This is a genomic window from Brevibacterium renqingii (assembly GCF_017808105.1).
GTDB classification, from domain to species: domain Bacteria; phylum Actinomycetota; class Actinomycetes; order Actinomycetales; family Brevibacteriaceae; genus Brevibacterium; species Brevibacterium renqingii.
Window position 1 is genome coordinate 63,447 of record NZ_JADBHF010000007.1, and the last position, 16,434, is coordinate 79,880.

A 16,434-nucleotide genomic window follows, 5' to 3' on the forward strand; every position below is an offset into this window, starting at 1 on the left:
CGACACTGATACTGTGAGCTGAAGGATTTTGGACGGCCGAAGGAGACTCATGGCGGCACCCGATGCGCAGGATGAGAAAGAATCGAGCGCATTGCTCAAGGTGTTCCGCCCGTCGAGCGGCTCTCACCTGTCCGTGAGCGCACGCATACTCCTGCGTGTATTGGCCGGAGTCCTCGCTCTCGCCCTCGTCCTCACTCTCATCGGCGTCTTCATCGTCCGCAGGTCGTTTCCCACCACCGACGGCGAGATCTCGCTGCCCGGTCTCGACGCCCCGGTCACCGTCCACCGCGACGAGTCGGGTGTTCCCACCATCGAGGCCGAGACCGCCCATGACCTGTTCCTCGCCCAGGGCTTCGTCCATGCTCAGGACCGGTTCTGGGAGATGGACTTCCGACGTCATGTCACCTCCGGCCGACTGTCCGAGCTGTTCGGCGAATCCCAGCTCGGCACCGACACCTTCATCCGCACGCTCGGGTGGAGGAAGGTCGCCGAGGAGGAGGTGAAGAGGCTCGACGAGACGAGCCTGGGCTACTATCAGGCCTATGCCGACGGCGTGAACGCCTACCTGGCGGACAAATCCCCCACAGAGGTGTCACTCGAGTACGGCGTCCTCGGTCTCCAAGCCGGCTCGGTCGAGATCGAGAAGTGGACACCGGCCGACAGCGTCGCCTGGCTCAAGGCCATGGCCTGGGACCTGCGGTCGAACCTCGAGGACGAGATCGACCGCGCACTGCTGACCTCCGAACTCGACGAGCAGCAGGTCGCTGACCTCTTCCCGGAATACCCCTATGCCACGCGCCCGACGATCCTCGGCGGCATCGCCGGTGCTTCGGCCCCGCAGACGCGCAGCGGCAGGGGCGACGAGGAGAAAGGCGATGAGGAGGCCGCAGGCGAGGAGGCACAGGCGGGTGGCACGGTCACCGATGTCCCGAGCCAGGCCGACAGCCTCGTCGACCTCAAGTCGACGGTCGCGTCGCTCCCCCAGCTGCTGGGCATGAGCAGCGACGACATCGGGTCGAATTCGTGGGTGATCTCCGGCGAGCACACGAGCACCGGTTCGCCGCTTCTGGCCAATGACCCGCATCTGTCGCCGACGATGCCCTCGGTCTGGTATCAGGTCGGACTGCGCTGCAAGAAGGTCACCGAGGAGTGCCCGTTCGATGTCACCGGCTTCTCGTTCTCCGGGCTGCCGGGCATCGTCATCGGCCACAACCAGTCGATCGCCTGGGGGCTGACGAATCTCGGCGCCGATGTCACCGACCTGGTGGTGGAGAGGATCCGCGACGGGAAGGTCGTCCACGACGACGGTGACGAACCCGTCCGAACGCGCAAGGAGACGGTGAAGGTCGCGAACGAGGACCCCCGTGAGATCACCATCCGCTCCACGCGGAACGGTCCTCTGGTCTCGAGGCTCGAGGGCTCCTACCGCGAAGTCCTCGATGCCTCCACGGGCGCGGACACCGAGGATCCGAAGTCCGGGCCCGCCGATGAGCACTACGGCATCGCCCTCGACTGGACCGCTCTGCGTCCGGGCACCACCGCCTCGGCGATCTTCGCGATCAACAAGTCCACGAACTGGAAGGAGTTCCGCCACGCGGCCTCCATGTTCGACGTCCCCTCGCAGAACCTCATCTACGCCGACGTCGCCGGCAATATCGGCTACCAGGCGCCGGGGACGATCCCCCGCCGCGGGGAAGCCGATGGAACACTGCCGCGCCGAGGATGGAGATCCGACGAGGACTGGCAGGGCTGGATCGACTTCGACGAGCTGCCGAGCCTGTACAACCCCGAGCGCGGCTGGATCGTGACCGCGAACAACCCCGTCGCCGCTCCCGGCGAAGCCGTGCAGCTGAGCAATGACTTCGACTACGGTGACCGGGCCAGACGGATCACCAAACGCATCAAGGATGCGGTGGGTGAGGGCAGGAAGCTCACTCCCAAGGACATGTCCGCCATCCAGGGCGATGACCTCAACCCCTTCGCCGCGAAGCTCGTGCCCGCTGCGCTGAAGATCGACGGCGGGGACGACCCCGATATCGCGCGGGCGCAGGAGATGCTCTCCGAGTGGGACGGTCACGACGCCGCGAGCAGCGCCGGAGCCGCCTATTTCAACGTGCTCACCAAGACCCTGCTCGACCAGGTGATCGCTCCGAAGCTGCCCGAGGGCGTGGAGCCGACCGGCGGCTCACGCTGGTACCTCGTGCTCTCCGACCTCCTCGAGGACCCGGACTCATCGTGGTGGACCGGCGAGGACGTCGATGGCCGTGACGAAGCGCTCCGCAGAGCGATGTCGACGGCGTGGGCGACGACAGAGGACCTGCTCGGCCCCGAACCCGTGACCTGGCGGTGGGGAATCCTGCACAGGCTGACGATCCGCAACGCCAGCCTCGGCGAATCCGGTATCACCCCGATCGAGAAGCTGTTCAACCGCGGCCCCTACGAAGTCTCCGGAGGGTCCGGGGTCGTTCACGCCACCGGCTGGGACGCCTCGGCCGGCTACGAGACCAACTGGGTGCCCTCGATGCGGCAGACCGTCGACCTGTCTGACTTCGACGCCTCGAATTGGATCAACCTCACAGGCGCCTCGGGGCATGCCTTCCACACCCACTACGACGATCAGACGGACGATTGGGCGTCGAACGTCAACCGCCCCTGGCCGTACTCCCGGCAGGCCGTGGCGGCTGCGGCGGAGGAGACGCTCACGCTCGAGCCCTGATGCTGGTCAGGGCTTCGTCGGTCAGGGCTTCGGCAGGATCTTCGCTTCGAGGAAGTTCGCGACATCGTCTTCCCAGCGCACGGGGTCGACGTTCCACTCCTTCGTGTGGCGTGCCTTGCCGTATTCGGGCATGGTCACGAGGTCCCGTCGGACCGAGGCCAGGGCCCGCGAGGGACCGGAGGGCACGAACTCGTCGTCATCGGAGTGGATGAGCAGCACGGGAACGTCGAGTTCGGCCGCCCGCGTCACCCAATCCATGCGATCGAGATCGAGCGGGGTCTGCAGACCGGTGATCGGACGCGCCCACGGCTGGGTGATCATCTCCAGAGTGAGCTTGGCGATCGGGGTCGGCAGCAGGTTCTTCTTCGCCTGCCCGTCGAGCACGTCCACCCAGTCGACGACGGGCCCGTCGAGGACGAGGGAGGTGACATGGCGACGGTTGCGGCCGCGTGAGGCGGCCTGCAGGGCGATGGCCCCGCCCATGGACCAGCCGAAGAGGACGACGTTCTTCGCTCCCTGGGACACGGCGTAGTCGATGGCGGCATCGACATCGATCCATTCGGTGTCCCCGAGCCCGTAGCGGGAGTTGGTCTCGACCCGCACCTCGGCGTCGTTGCGATAGGACATGGCGATCGCAGGCACGCCCAGGGCGTTGAGCACAGGGGCCGCGCGCAGACCTTCGGCCCGCGTGCTCGCACGACCGTGGATGAGGATCGCCCATGTGTCATGGGGTTCGGGATGGTCGGTGGGCAGCAGCCAGGCGGGCAGGGCACCGCCGTCGGAGAGGATCTCGATGTCGTCGAAGTTCACTCCGGCAGCCAACGGGTCGGGGAAGACCACACCGGTCCAGCGACCGCTCCAGGCCCGGCGGATGTCTCCGCGTGTGACGGAGCGGATCTCGCGGGAGACCGTGCGCGATCGCGGATCGTACTCGACGATGTCTCCGATCACCGCATGGCCCGCCCCCTGGTTGAAGTAGAGGCCGTAGATGCCGGGCACCGTCGTCTCTTCATCGGCAGGCAGATGGATGCGCATATTCGGCGGAAAGCCGTCGATGTGCAGAATGTCGAGTTCCTCGGGCGCATTCTCCGGGACCACTATCCGCCGGGCGAAGTAGGCGGCCAATCCCGAGGACGCCACCGAGATCAACGCGCCGAGCCCGGCACCGACGCCCACAGCGGCCACCAGCAGACGGGCAGGGAATTTCGTCTCGCGGACCATGAAAACCTCCTGTGTTCATTGTTGCCTAAGGAATGAGCAGGAGCCAAACGCTGTTGTGCGCATCAGAGGGATGACGGAATCCGCGCGCGGACTCGCGCCCGCACCCGACAGATGTCAACGCACACCGGAGGTCACCATGACGCACAACCCGAACGCTCCCACCCACGGAAACGGAGGCGAAGCCGCAGCCGCGGAAGCCGGTCGCACTGATTCGACCGGGACGGAGATCCGCTGGCAGGACGTGCTCACCGCCGAGGAGTACGCGGTGCTGCGCCAGGGTGCGACCGAACGGCCCTTCACCGGCGAGTACAACAACGAGACCGCGACGGGCATGTACCAGTGTCGGGCCTGCGGCGCCGACCTCTTCCCCTCGGATACGAAGTTCGCCTCCCACTGCGGATGGCCGTCGTTCTACGCGCCCCTCGCCGAGGACCGCGTCCGCTACATCCGAGACACCTCCATGGGCATGGAGCGCATCGAGGTCCGGTGCGCGAACTGCGACTCCCATATGGGGCACGTGTTCGAGGGCGAGGGCTATGACACGCCCACCGATCAGCGCTACTGCATCAACTCGATCTCTCTGAGACTCGACACCGCCGATGCTCAGGGCTGAGGCGCGCGCCGAACCGCTCGTTCGGTCCTTCGCCGAGCTCCGCCCGGAAGAGCTCTACGGCATCATGCAGCTGCGCTCCCAGGTCTTCGTCGTCGAGCAGGAGTGCCTGTTCCTCGATCTCGACGGCGTCGACACACTGCCCGAGACGCTGCATGTGTTCCACCCGCGGCCGGCACGGGCGATGGCCGACACCCATGGAGCCGATTTCGGTCGGGACCTCGGGCCCTGGGCCTATGCCCGCATCCTGCCCGCGGACGTCCCCGACGGACCGGCCGCGCGACCGGGCGCCCGAAGCATCAGCCGGGTCGCCACCCACCCCGAGGCTCGCGGCCAGGGGTGGGGACGCAGGCTGCTGGAAGACATCGTCGATCGCCTCGCGGGTCAGCCTCTGACCCTCAACGCGCAGTCTCACCTCGAAGGCCTCTACGCTTCGTTCGGGTTCGCGCCCAATGGCCCTCGCTTCTTCGAGGACGGTATCGAGCACACCCCGATGGAGCGTCCGGGCGGCTGAGCTCTCAGCGCCGTGTCGGCTGAGTTCTCAGCGGTTCTCGGCCTCGGCGGCGGCGGCGTCGACGGAAGCGATGATCTGCTGCATGACCGCGTGCAGCTCGCGCACCCCGTCGACGTCCATGCCGAGCTTGTCCATCATCTGCCCGGGAATGGCCTCGGCAGTCCTGCGCAGTTCGACTCCGGTGGCCGTGAGCGTGACCTCGACGACCCGCTCATCGCGTTCGCTGCGGGTCTTCGTCACATAGTCCAGCGCTTCGAGCCGCTTGATCAGCGGCGAGACGGTAGCGGGTTCGAGCCGCAGCAGCTGTGCGATCTCCCGCACGGTCAGCCTCTCGTGCTGCCAGAGCGCGAGCATGACGAGATACTGCGGATGCGTGAGGTGGATCGGCTCGAGCACCGAGCGGTAGGCGCTGATCACCCCGCGGGAGGCGACGGCCAGAGCGAAGCAGATCTGGCTTTCGAGCGCCAACGGATCGCTCAACCGCTCCGCCGCATCGTCGGTTTCGCGCATCGTCTGTCCCTACTTCCTGTCGCACCGGCATTCAGTTCGTGCACTAATGATTAGTGTACACTGGACGAGTCTTCGAAATCAGTCCGGCAACCCGCCCGAGCGGTGCCCTCTCGTTAGGATCCTCAGATGTCATCCTCCTCGCAGACCCCCTCCGGCGCCTCCGAGCAGCAGCCGCGCCGACAGCACGATTCTCAGCGCGGCGTCGGCTGGCTCAACAGCTTCTTCCGCAAGATCGTCGGCCCGGCCCAGGTCGACAACTCCCGCCCCGGCGGCTACTACGAGGACGAGAGCCTCCGCCACGAGCAGCTCGCCGCCATGGGCCTGGAGATGCGCACCGATGCCAATGGGCATTCCTATGTGGTGAAGAAGACCGACTGACCCCTGTCGGCACACAGATCAGCCGCCGCATCCAGATGGGTGCGGCGGCTGATCTGTGTCACCTCCTGAGGGAGCCGGTCACCTCCAGTCGGAGATGATGTCGACGAGTTCCCGGCGCGGACCCGTGTAGAACGGGATCTCCTCGCGCACGTGCAGTCGCGCCTCGACTCCGCGCAGATCGCGCATGAGATCGACGATGCGGTGCAGCTCGGGGGCCTCGAAGGCCAGCAGCCATTCGTAGTCGCCGAGAGCGAAGGACGCGATCGTGTTCGCCTTGACGTCCTTGTAGTCGGCAGCGGCCATGCCGTGGTCACGCAGCATCTTCGAGCGGTCGGCCGGGTCGAGGAGGTACCAGTCGTAGGAGCGCACGAACGGATAGACGCAGATGTAGTCACCCGGTACGTCGTCGACCAGCAGCGCCGGCAGATGGGCCTTGTTGAACTCGGCCGGGCGATGGATGCCGACGACGGACCAGATGGGTTCGAGGACCCCGCCGAGCAGGCTGCGGCGAATCACCGAATAGGCGGCCTGCACGACCTCGATGCTGGGTGCGTGATACCAGAACAGCACGTCGGCGTCGGCGCGCAGGGCGGAGACGTCGTAGATGCCGCGGACGACGAGTCCCTGTTCCTTGAGCGGTTCCAGGGCCGTCAGCAGTTCATCGGCGAGTTCGGTCCGGTCGGCGTCGCCGAGCTCACCGGCCGAGGCGTAGACAGAATAGGCGATGTACCTCGTCTGCTTGTTCGCTGCCTCGATCTGGGCTTCGGTGGGCTGAGTGTGGTCGCTCATTCCTGCTCCTTCTGTGATCTCTTCGTTCTCTGTCGGTCTGTTATCGGCGTGCCTCGATCATCGAGGGCGGACTCCCCATCGGCGAGCAGCGCCTGGGCGGGCGGGTGTTCCTGGCCGGCGGGCACCCGCAGCCGTCCGGCGGCCGCCTCGGCGCGGGAGATGCAGGCCGGGATCCCGACCCCTTCGAAGGCCGAACCGGCCAGTTCGAGTCCTTCGATGCCCGCAATCTGCGCATCGACCTCGCCGATGCGCGAGGCGTGGCCGGGCAGGTACTGCGGCAGGGCGGAGTTCCAGCGCTGGACCTCGGCGGCCAGAATGCGTGCCGTCGGACGTGCAGTGATCGAGCGCCAGTCGGCGAAGGCGCGATCGGTGATCTCCTCGTCGGAGAGGCTCGGCCAGCCTTCGTGGTCGTCTCCGAAGCGTCCGATGCTCATCCGCACCAGAGCGGTCCCCGCCGGAATGTGCGCGGCCGTCCACGGCCATTTGTTCGACACGAACGTCGAGGCCTTGATGAAGGTGTCTTCGGTCGCGGGCACGAGGAACCCCGAACCCTGCAGCTCGACCCCGTCGAGGTCGATCAGCGCAGCGACCAAGGCCGTGGTGGCGTAGGGGACGTCCCCGAGCAGGGACGCCGCCGCGGGGGCCGCATCGGCGAGGAGCCCGGCGGTCACATGCGCCGGAGTCGCCAGCACGAGCCCGTCGGATTCGACGTCGATCCCCTCACCGGTGACCGTCCAGGTCCGACCGCTGCGGCGGATCCGGGTGACGCCGGCGCCGAGGCGGATCGTCCCGCCGTTGGACTCGATCGCCTCGCACAGGGCGGGGATGAGCCGGTTGATCCCGCCTTCGAAGCTCATGAACACCGGTTCGGCCGCCGCGCCTGATGACCCGGTCCCTGCTGCCGCGGTGCGGGCTCGGCGCGCGGCGAGGAGATCGGCTGCGAGGTCGAGCACGGAGGTGCCTTCGACAGCCGCAGGCAGGAGCGCGGGGACGGTCTCGGCCAGGGACAGGTCCCGGCACCTTCCCGCGTAGACCCCGCCGAGGAGCGGATCGACGAGCGAGTCGACGATGGCATCGCCGAGGCGGGCGGCCAGGAAGTCCCCGAGAGAGACATCGTCCCCGACGATCGGGGGCGTGATCCGTTCGGCGGCCAGCCGCTGTGCGGCGTCGACACCGATGAGCGGCTCCACCTCAGCGGCCGAAGCGGGAACGCCCATGATCGTGGCCTTCGGAATCCGGTGCAGCTGTCCCCGATTGAGCACCTGCGAACTGTGCGCGGTCGAGGGGAACACCGTGTCGAGGCCGAGCTCGGCGGCCAGGCTGCGGGTCTCGGATCGCCGGTTGAGGCTCGCCTCGGCACCGGCGTCGACCCCGATGGGCACGGCGCCGTCGAGGGTGGTCTGCTTGAGGCAGCCGCCCGGGCGGCCTCGGGCCTCGAGCACTGTGACCCGGTGTTCGGCGGAGAGGCGGTAGGCGGCGACGAGGCCGGAGACGCCTCCCCCGACGACGGTGATCTCGCTCATCGGATCAGCTGCGGCCGAGGATCTCGGCCGAGACCCGGTGCACGAGGTCGACGATGCGACCGGGCACCTCGGGGTCGGTGTCGGGCAGCACTCCGTGGCCGAGGTTGAAAACGAAACCGCCCTCGTGTTCGAGCCCCTTGGCCACGATGGCCTCGATGCGCGGGGCCAGCGCCTCCCACGGGGCGAAGAGCAGCGCGGGATCGAGATTGCCCTGCAGAGCCTGTCCGGGCTGGATCCGGGTCGCGGCATCGGCGAGGTCGACTCGGAAGTCGACGCCGACGGCGGTCGAGCCCGCACGCGACATGGAGCCGAGCAGCTCACCGGTCTGCACGCCGAAGTGGATGCTGGGAACCTCGTGGCCGGCCAGGGCCGAGAACACCGCGGTGGAGTGTTCGAGGACATGGTCCTCGTAATCCTGACGCGAGAGGTAGCCGGCCCAGGAGTCGAAGAGCTGGAAGGCCTCGGCGCCGGCCCGCAGCTGCACATCGATGAAGGTCGTGGAGATGCGGGCGAGCTTGCCCAGCAGGGTGGAGAAGGCCTCGGGATCGGAGGCCATGAGAGACTTCGTCTTCTCATGGTTCTTGCTCGGACCGCCTTCGATGAGGTAGCTGGCCAGCGTGAAGGGGGCTCCGGCGAATCCGATGAGCGGCGTCGCCCCGTCGAGTTCGGCGGTGATCCGCTGAATCGATTCGGTGATATCGGGGATGTCGGCGGCATCGAGTTCGGGCAGTGCGTCGATGTCGGCGCGGCTGCGCACGGGTTCGGCGATGACGGGGCCGGTGCCGGGCACGATCTCGACGTCGACCCCGGCGGCCTGGAGCGGGACGACGATATCGGAGAAGAAGATGGCGGCGTCGACGCCGTGGCGGCGGACGGGCTGGAGCGTGATCTCGGAGACGAGCTCGGGGTCGCGGCAGGCGTCGAGCATCGCAGTGCCCTCACGCAGCTTCCGGTACTCGGGCAGGGAGCGGCCGGCCTGCCGCATGAACCAGACGGGAGTGTGCTCCACCGGTTCCGAACGCAGGGCGGTCAACAGGGGTGATGTCATGGCCCCATCCTCCCATTCTTCGTCCGCCGATGCCCACCGGACTCCGGTTTCAAGACGCCGAGTCTTGCATGCTCGAGGGGCGACCCGCAGGCCGGACGTCCGCCGATTCTCCGGCCCCGTTCGGCGTGGATGATTCCACTGCCCGCAGTGCTGGCCTATCGTGGCCAGTGTGGTCAACACCTCACCTCTCAATCGCATTCCGGCGGAGTTCTCGGCCGTGACTTCGGTGCTGCGTGAAGCACGCAGCACGAACAATGTGTCGATCTCCGAGATTCCGGCGCCGGCCCGCCTCGCGCCCTACTCCTATGCGCTCGGTGCCGAGGTCAGTGCCGACGAGACCTTTCTGCGCGCCAGCGGAGAGACCATCGACGAATTGGCCACCGGACGCATCGTCGTCCTCTTCGACCCCAGCGCGCCCGAGGAATGGGAGGGCCGGTTCCGGGTGGTGTCCTATATTCGGGCCGAGCTCGAGCATGAACTCGGCAATGAGACGCTGCTCGGCCACGTTGCCTGGAGCTGGCTCGAAGACGCTCTCGATGCCAACGGCTGCGAAGTGCTCGCCGCCGGCGGGACGACGACCCGAGTGCTGTCCGAGAGCTTCGGCACATTGGCCGATCGCCCGGCCACGATAGACTTGGAGCTGCGGGCTTCGTGGACACCCGTGATTGACGAGCCGGATCTGATCGGCAATCACTTCGAGGCCTGGATCGATCTGCTCAGCACAGTCGCCGGACTGCCACCACTTCCTGAAGGAGTCACAGCCCTGCCCGGGCGCCGTCGATGACATCTGAACTACCGCTTCTGGACACACCCGCGAACGGCATACCCGAGGTCGTCGACACTGCTGAGGGCTTCTCCTCCTCGGTCACCTGCCTGGCAGCAGGCGCTGGACCGATCGCCGTCGACGCCGAACGCGCCTCGGGCATCAGATACGGCCAACGCGCCTTCCTCATCCAGCTGCGGCGGGAGGGGGCCGGCACGTTCCTCCTCGACTCCGAGACCCTCGGCGACCTCAGCGGCCTCAACCCCGCTCTCGGCCGCGACGAATGGGTCATCCATTCCGTCACCCAGGACCTGCCCTGCCTGCAGGAGAGGGGAATGCGTCCGGCGGCCCTCTTCGACACCGAACTCGCCGCCCGTCTGCTCGGCTGGGAGAAGTTCGGTCTGGCCGCGGTCGCCGAACGGACTCTGGGTGTGCGTCTGGCCAAGGAGCATTCGGCGGCGGACTGGTCCACGCGGCCCCTGCCGCAGGCCTGGCTCAACTATGCTGCCCTCGATGTCGAGGTGCTGCTGCCCATTCGCGACATCCTCTGCCAGCAGCTGCTCGAGGCCGGTCGCTGGGAGTTCGCCGAGCAGGAGTTCTCCCACCTCCTCGAATTCGAGCCCAAGCACTTCGACGAGCCCTGGCGACGCACCCACGGGCTGTCGAAGGTCAGGTCTCGCCGCGATATCGCCCGAGTCCGCGAACTCTGGCAGGCCCGCGACTCCATGGCCCGCGAGGCCGATATCGCGCCCAGCCGGCTTCTGCGCGATCGTGACCTCATCGCCCTCGCCCAGTCCGGCGTGAAATCCAGCGACGACATCATGGCTCAGTGGCGCAGGCTCTCACGCGCCGAGGCGGCCCGGCTGTTCCGCGCCTACCGCAAGGCCTCGCGCCTGACCGTCGACGAACTCCCGACCCGGCAGGAGAAGGGGCGTCAGCGGCGCAGCCCATTCAGCCACACGGATCTCAAGGAACGCGTCGCCGCGCTCAAAGCGGCGATGGGTGAGCTGTCGGAGAAGCTGTTGATCCCCCACGATGTGCTGCTCCAACCGGCCCTGGTCAAAACATTGGCTGCACAGCCGACCGTCGATGTCGAGCACTTCCTCGCTGAGGCGGGCGCACGGCCCTGGCAGATCGAGCTGAGTGGTCCGACGCTGACGAAAGCACTGGACCGGCTGCCCCGCGCCTGAGACGGTCGAGTTCTCCGTCCGGGCGCGATGGCTCCGGGCCCCAGCACCTGGCCTGCTCGCGCCTGAGGCGGACTGCCGCTCTGCCCGATCCCGGCCCGTGCTCACACGGCTCGGCGGGTGCCTTCCTCGGCTCGGCGGGCCACCTCAGCGGGCAGGGCCCGGACGATTCGTGACACGATCGTGTCGACATCGAGGCCGACGTGTTCGAGGATCTCCTCACGCGAGCCCTGCGGGAGGAACTCGTCGGGGGCCCCGAGTTCGAGGACTCCGATCCGCGAATCGGCCTCGCGCAGGTCCGATCGGATCTGCGAACCGACACCGCCGATCTTCACCCCGTCCTCGAGCACGGCCACGAGACTGTGCCCGGCGGCCAGAGCGATGACGCTCTCGGGCACGGGCAGCACCCATCTGGGATCGACGATCGTGGCCGAGATCCCCTGTCCGGCCAGCTGCTCGGCCACCGCTTCGGCCCGCACCGCGAAGGGGCCGACCGAGACGATGAGCACATCCTCGGCAGAACCGGCAGGCACCTCGCGGAGGACATCGACTCCGTCATCGAGCCGCCGCAGCGCCGGGATGTCGGAGCCGACGCTGCCGCGCGGGAACCTCAGCACCGTGGGCCCGTCCGTGACAGCCGCCGCTTCGCGCAGCTCCTCGGTCAGGCGGGCTGCGTCGCGGGGCGCGGCGAGACGGAGACCGGGCACGATGCGCAGCATCGCGATATCCCAGATGCCGTGATGGCTGGCCCCGTCCGGGCCGGTGACGCCCGCCCGGTCGAGGACGAAGGTGACGCCCTGCCGGTGCAGCGCCACGTCCATGAGCATCTGGTCGAAGGCCCGGTTGAGAAAGGTCGAGTAGATGCACACGATCGGGTGGAGACCGCCATAGGACAGTCCCGCCGCCGAGGCGACCGCGTGCTGTTCGGCGATGCCGACGTCGAAGACACGCTGGGGGAACTGCTTCGCGAACTCCGCGAGTCCGACCGGCAGGAGCATGGCCGCCGTGACCGCGACGATGTCGGAGCGCTCTGCGGCGAGTTCGCACACCTCCGCGCCGAACACCGAGGTCCATGAGGTCGATTTCGACGGAGTCGACCTCCCGGTCACGGGGTCGATGACGCCGACGGAGTGGAACTGATCGGCGTCGTCGTTGACCGCCGGGTCGAAGCCGTGGCCCTTCTGCGTGATCATGTGGACGATGATGGGGCCGCCCTCGAACTGCTTCGCCAGCTGCAGGGCCTTTTCGACCGAAGACAGATCGTGGCCGTCGACGGGGCCGAGGTATTTGATACCGAGCTCGTCGAACATCCCCGTCTGGGCGGCGCTGACCATGTCCTTGAGGCCGCGTTTGACTCCGTGGATGGCACTGTAGGCTGCGCGCCCGGGCGCTCCGGACTGGCGCAGGGTCTCCTTGCCCCAGGACAGGAGCCTCTCATAGCCGGACATGGTGCGCAGCTCGTCGAGGTGGGCGGCGAAACCGCCGACGGTCGGAGCGTAGGACCGTCCGTTGTCGTTGACGATGATGACGAGTCTGCGAGGCGGGGCCGAGGTGTCCGCGGCGATCGTGTTGAGCGCCTCCCAGGCCATGCCGCCTGTCAGTGCTCCGTCGCCGATGACGGCCACGACGTGCCGGTCGGTCTCGCCCGTGAGCTGGCGGGCTTTGGCGATGCCGTCGGCCCATGACAGGGAGGCGGAGGCGTGCGAGTTCTCGAGGACGTCGTGTTCGCTCTCGGCGCGGCTCGGGTAGCCGGAGAGCCCTTCGCGCTGCCGCAGGGTGGAGAACTGCTCGGATCGGCCGGTGAGCAGCTTGTGCACGTATGTCTGGTGGCCGACATCGAAGATGATCGTGTCCCGCGGGGAGTCGAACACCCGGTGGAGGCCCATGGTGAGCTCGACGACGCCGAGGTTGGGCCCGAGGTGTCCGCCGGTTCCGGCCACGCTCGTGATGAGGTGATCCCGGATCTCCTTGGCCAGGACCTCGCACTCCTCATCGTCGAGCCGACGCAGATCGGCCGGTGAGCCGAGCGATTCGAGAAATGTCATTCGGCCTCACTTCTGACGGCTTCGCTGACGGACAGATTCCATTCGCCCCATCCTATCGCCCACCGCGGAATGTGACTCATCCCATCTTGCGCCGTTGCTCTCCTTCAGCTGCCGACGCATCCGACACCCTTAGCTTCACATCGCCCCGGTGCAACGCGGTGTCTTATCGCTGACGGTCACGGATGCCGCAGTACCTGTACGGCTCGTCGCCAGCGGTGAGGGATGCTCCGCGCACAGGCACTGCGGTGAAGGATGCTCCCCGCACAGGCACTCAGGCACGACGAAGGCCGGCGGGTTCTCACCCACCGGCCTTCGCTCAGCTCCGAGTCACTGACTCAGCGCGACATCTGCGATCAGGAGTTCGCGAGCTGACGCAGCACGTACTGCAGGATGCCGCCGTTGCGGTAGTAGTCGGCCTCACCGGGTGTGTCGATGCGGACAACGCCGTCGAAGTCGACGGTCGTGCCGTCGTCCTTCGTCGCCGTGACCGTGACAGTCGCCGGGGTCGTGCCCTCGTTGAGTTCCGTGACGCCCTCGATGGAGAAGGTCTCGGTGCCGTCGAGGCCGAGCGAATCGGCGGACTCGCCGGCGGGGAACTGCAGCGGCAGGACGCCCATGCCGATGAGGTTCGAGCGGTGGATGCGCTCGAAGCTCTCGGCGATGACGGCCTCGACGCCGAGCAGCTTGGTGCCCTTGGCAGCCCAGTCACGCGAGGATCCCGAACCGTACTCCTTGCCGCCGAGGACGACCAGCGGTGTGCCGGCTGCCTGGTAGTTCACAGAAGCATCGTAGATCGTCGTCTGCGGTCCGTTCTCCTGCGTGAAGTCGCGGGTGAACCCGCCCTGGACTCCGTCGAGGAGCTGGTTCTGCAGGCGGATGTTCGCGAACGTTCCGCGGATCATGACTTCATGGTTGCCGCGGCGGGAGCCATAGGAGTTGAAGTCCTTGCGCTGGACACCGTGCTCGACGAGGTACTTGCCGGCAGGGGTGTCGGCCTTGAAGGAGCCTGCGGGCGAGATGTGGTCGGTGGTCACCGAGTCGCCGAGCTTCGCGAGCACGCGGGCACCCTTGATGTCCTCGACGGCTTCGGGCTCGAGGCCCATGCCGTCGAAGAAGGTGGGCTTGCGCACGTAGGTCGACTTGTCGTCCCATTCGAAGATCTTGCCCTCGGGGGTCTCGAGCTGCTGCCAGCGCTCGTCACCGTCGAAGATCCGGCCGTATTCGCTGTCGAACATGTCGGTCGAGATCGACGAGGAGATGACGGACTCGACTTCCTCGGGCGAGGGCCAGAGGTCGGCCAGATAGACGTCCACACCGTCCGAATCCTTGCCCAGGGGCTGGTTCGCGAAGTCGAAGTCCATGGTTCCCGCCAGGGCGTAGGCGATGACCAGCGGAGGCGAAGCCAGGTAGTTCATCTTCACATCAGGGCTGATGCGGCCTTCGAAGTTGCGGTTGCCCGAGAGTACGGCGGTGACCGAGAGATCGTTGTCCTGAATGCTGTTCGAGATCTCCGAGTCCAGCGGTCCCGAGTTGCCGATGCAGGTCGTGCAGCCGTAGCCGACGATGTAGAAGTTGAGCGCCTCGAGGTCCTCGATGAGCCCGGCCTTCTCGTAGTAGTTCGTCACGACCTTCGAACCCGGTGCGATCGAGGTCTTGACCCACGGCTTCGAGTTGAGTCCGCGCTTGCGGGCGTTGCGGGCCAGCAGACCAGCGGCCATCATCACCGAGGGGTTCGAGGTGTTGGTGCACGAGGTGATCGATGCGATCGCCACGGCACCGTTGGCCAGCTCGAAGTTGCGGCCGTCGGCGGTGGTGACGTCCACGGACTTGCCCTCTTCGCCGGGTGCGGCGTAGTTGTGGATGTCCTTGGCGAACTGGTTCTTCGCATCGGAGAGTTCGATGCGGTCCTGCGGGCGCTTCGGTCCGGAGATCGAGGGCACCACGGTCGAGAGGTCGAGCTCGAGGTACTCGGAGTACTCGACTTCCTTGCTCGGATCGTGCCACAGGCCCTGGGCCTTCGCGTAGTCCTCGACCAGCTGGATCTGCTCGTCCGAGCGGCCGGTGAGCTTGAGGTAGTCGATGGTCACCTCGTCGATCGGGAAGATCGCGGCGGTCGAACCGAACTCGGGGCTCATATTGCCGATCGTAGCGCGGTTGGCCAGCGGCACCTCGGCGACGCCGTTGCCGTAGAATTCGACGAACTTGCCGACGGCGCCGTGCTGGCGGAGCATGTCGGTGATCGTGAGCACGACATCCGTGGCCGTGACCCCCGAAGGGATCTCACCGGTCAGTTTGAAGCCGACGACGCGCGGGATGAGCATCGACACGGGCTGGCCGAGCATGGCCGCCTCTGCCTCGATGCCGCCGACGCCCCAGCCGAGCACACCGAGGCCATTGACCATGGTGGTGTGCGAGTCCGTGCCGACCAGGGTGTCCGGGTAGGCGCGGAGGACTCCGTCGACCTCGCGCGGCATGACCACGCGAGCCAGGTGCTCGATGTTGACCTGGTGGACGATGCCCATGCCCGGAGGGACGACCTTGAAGTCTTCGAAGGCGGTCTGGCCCCAGCGCAGGAACTGGTAGCGCTCCCCGTTGCGCTGGTATTCGATGTCCATGTTCAGCTCGACGGCGTCGGCGGTGCCGAAGCGGTCGATCTGCACCGAGTGGTCGATGACCAGTTCGGCCGGAGCCAGCGGGTTGACCTGGTCCGGGTTGCCACCGAGTTCGACGACCTTCTCACGCATGGTGGCGAGGTCGACGATGCAGGGCACACCGGTGAAGTCCTGCATCACCACGCGGGCCGGGGTGAACTGGATCTCGGTGTCCGGTTCGGCACTGGGGTCCCAGCTGCCGAGTGCCTCGATATGCTCCGAAGTGATGTTCGCGCCGTCTTCCGTGCGCAGCAGGTTCTCCAACAGCACCTTGAGGCTGAAGGGAAGCTTCTCCGACCCTGGGACCTTGTCCAGGCGATAGATCTCATAATCCTTATCGCCTACGGTCAGGGTGCTCTTCGATTTGAACGTATCGACGTTGCTCATCGTGATTCTCCTGTTTCATCCGACACTCATCCAAGAAACCGGGCGAGCCCTTGCACCGCGCACCGATTTACGCGACACATATGTTTCCAAAA

13 protein-coding genes are annotated in these 16,434 nt (G+C 66.9%); 6 read left to right on the top strand and 7 right to left on the bottom strand.

Going from position 1 to position 16,434, the window contains the following annotated elements; translation table 11 throughout:
• Positions 1–49 precede the first annotated feature (49 nt).
• On the top strand, positions 50–2,716 hold the full coding sequence (locus IHE57_RS08720; protein ID WP_209372481.1) for a penicillin acylase family protein: 2,667 nt from the start codon (positions 50–52) through the stop codon (positions 2,714–2,716).
• 21 nt (positions 2,717–2,737) lie between these two features.
• Here IHE57_RS08720 and IHE57_RS08725 read toward each other — a convergent pair whose 3' ends face one another.
• Complete coding sequence (locus IHE57_RS08725; protein WP_209324731.1) at positions 2,738–3,937, bottom strand: alpha/beta hydrolase family protein; 1,200 nt, start codon at positions 3,935–3,937, stop codon at positions 2,738–2,740.
• Between the two features lie 136 nt (positions 3,938–4,073).
• Between IHE57_RS08725 and msrB the strand changes: the two genes are divergently transcribed.
• A complete protein-coding gene (gene msrB / locus IHE57_RS08730; RefSeq protein ID WP_209372483.1) occupies positions 4,074–4,550 on the top strand; it encodes a peptide-methionine (R)-S-oxide reductase MsrB in 477 nt (158 codons plus the stop codon).
• Positions 4,537–5,061 carry a GNAT family N-acetyltransferase gene (locus IHE57_RS08735; RefSeq protein ID WP_209372485.1) on the top strand — a complete coding sequence of 175 codons (525 nt, stop codon included), beginning with the start codon at positions 4,537–4,539 and terminating at the stop codon, positions 5,059–5,061. Before msrB ends, IHE57_RS08735 begins: the two co-directional genes overlap by 14 nt.
• A gap of 27 nt (positions 5,062–5,088) precedes the next feature.
• On the opposite strand, the gene IHE57_RS08740 is transcribed toward IHE57_RS08735, so the two are convergent.
• Positions 5,089–5,571 carry a MarR family winged helix-turn-helix transcriptional regulator gene (locus IHE57_RS08740; RefSeq protein ID WP_209372487.1) on the bottom strand — a complete coding sequence of 161 codons (483 nt, stop codon included), beginning with the start codon at positions 5,569–5,571 and terminating at the stop codon, positions 5,089–5,091.
• Positions 5,572–5,697: 126 nt separating this feature from the next.
• Between IHE57_RS08740 and IHE57_RS08745 the strand changes: the two genes are divergently transcribed.
• Positions 5,698–5,949 carry a hypothetical protein gene (locus IHE57_RS08745; RefSeq protein WP_209324727.1) on the top strand — a complete coding sequence of 84 codons (252 nt, stop codon included), beginning with the start codon at positions 5,698–5,700 and terminating at the stop codon, positions 5,947–5,949.
• A gap of 78 nt (positions 5,950–6,027) precedes the next feature.
• Here the strand turns inward: IHE57_RS08745 and hemQ are convergent, their stop codons facing one another.
• Genes hemQ through hemE form a run of 3 tightly spaced genes read right to left on the bottom strand, consistent with a single transcriptional unit; the run spans position 6,028 to position 9,309 of the window.
• Positions 6,028–6,738: a hydrogen peroxide-dependent heme synthase gene (gene hemQ, locus IHE57_RS08750; RefSeq protein WP_209372489.1), complete on the bottom strand. Its 711-nt coding sequence runs from the start codon at positions 6,736–6,738 to the stop codon at positions 6,028–6,030.
• Positions 6,735–8,261: a protoporphyrinogen oxidase gene (gene hemG, locus IHE57_RS08755; protein WP_209372491.1), complete on the bottom strand. Its 1,527-nt coding sequence runs from the start codon at positions 8,259–8,261 to the stop codon at positions 6,735–6,737. Before hemG ends, hemQ begins: the two co-directional genes overlap by 4 nt.
• A gap of 4 nt (positions 8,262–8,265) precedes the next feature.
• Positions 8,266–9,309 carry a uroporphyrinogen decarboxylase gene (gene hemE / locus IHE57_RS08760; RefSeq protein WP_209372493.1) on the bottom strand — a complete coding sequence of 348 codons (1,044 nt, stop codon included), beginning with the start codon at positions 9,307–9,309 and terminating at the stop codon, positions 8,266–8,268.
• Positions 9,310–9,478: 169 nt separating this feature from the next.
• Here hemE and IHE57_RS08765 point away from each other — a divergent pair, with 169 nt between their 5' ends.
• Both IHE57_RS08765 and IHE57_RS08770 read left to right on the top strand, forming a co-directional pair.
• Entirely contained in the window at positions 9,479–10,093 is a 615-nt protein-coding gene (locus IHE57_RS08765) for a DUF3000 domain-containing protein (RefSeq protein ID WP_209324723.1), read from the top strand.
• A complete protein-coding gene (locus IHE57_RS08770) occupies positions 10,090–11,262 on the top strand; it encodes an HRDC domain-containing protein (RefSeq protein WP_209372495.1) in 1,173 nt (390 codons plus the stop codon). The genes IHE57_RS08765 and IHE57_RS08770 overlap by 4 nt, the downstream gene beginning before the upstream one ends.
• Positions 11,263–11,363: 101 nt before the next feature.
• Here the strand turns inward: IHE57_RS08770 and dxs are convergent, their stop codons facing one another.
• Positions 11,364–13,304: a 1-deoxy-D-xylulose-5-phosphate synthase gene (gene dxs, locus IHE57_RS08775; protein ID WP_209372497.1), complete on the bottom strand. Its 1,941-nt coding sequence runs from the start codon at positions 13,302–13,304 to the stop codon at positions 11,364–11,366.
• 353 nt (positions 13,305–13,657) lie between these two features.
• Complete coding sequence (acnA, locus tag IHE57_RS08780; RefSeq protein ID WP_209324720.1) at positions 13,658–16,342, bottom strand: aconitate hydratase AcnA; 2,685 nt, start codon at positions 16,340–16,342, stop codon at positions 13,658–13,660.
• Positions 16,343–16,434: the final 92 nt, after the last annotated feature.

Coding starts and splice junctions, on each gene's coding strand:
- IHE57_RS08720 (WP_209372481.1), top strand. CDS start 50: ATGGCGGCACCCGATGCGCAGGATGAGAAAGAATCGAGCGCATTGCTC.
- IHE57_RS08725 (WP_209324731.1), bottom strand. CDS start 3,937: ATGGTCCGCGAGACGAAATTCCCTGCCCGTCTGCTGGTGGCCGCTGTG.
- msrB (WP_209372483.1), top strand. CDS start 4,074: ATGACGCACAACCCGAACGCTCCCACCCACGGAAACGGAGGCGAAGCC.
- IHE57_RS08735 (WP_209372485.1), top strand. CDS start 4,537: ATGCTCAGGGCTGAGGCGCGCGCCGAACCGCTCGTTCGGTCCTTCGCC.
- IHE57_RS08740 (WP_209372487.1), bottom strand. CDS start 5,571: ATGCGCGAAACCGACGATGCGGCGGAGCGGTTGAGCGATCCGTTGGCG.
- IHE57_RS08745 (WP_209324727.1), top strand. CDS start 5,698: ATGTCATCCTCCTCGCAGACCCCCTCCGGCGCCTCCGAGCAGCAGCCG.
- hemQ (WP_209372489.1), bottom strand. CDS start 6,738: ATGAGCGACCACACTCAGCCCACCGAAGCCCAGATCGAGGCAGCGAAC.
- hemG (WP_209372491.1), bottom strand. CDS start 8,261: ATGAGCGAGATCACCGTCGTCGGGGGAGGCGTCTCCGGCCTCGTCGCC.
- hemE (WP_209372493.1), bottom strand. CDS start 9,309: ATGACATCACCCCTGTTGACCGCCCTGCGTTCGGAACCGGTGGAGCAC.
- IHE57_RS08770 (WP_209372495.1), top strand. CDS start 10,090: ATGACATCTGAACTACCGCTTCTGGACACACCCGCGAACGGCATACCC.
- dxs (WP_209372497.1), bottom strand. CDS start 13,304: ATGACATTTCTCGAATCGCTCGGCTCACCGGCCGATCTGCGTCGGCTC.
- acnA (WP_209324720.1), bottom strand. CDS start 16,342: ATGAGCAACGTCGATACGTTCAAATCGAAGAGCACCCTGACCGTAGGC.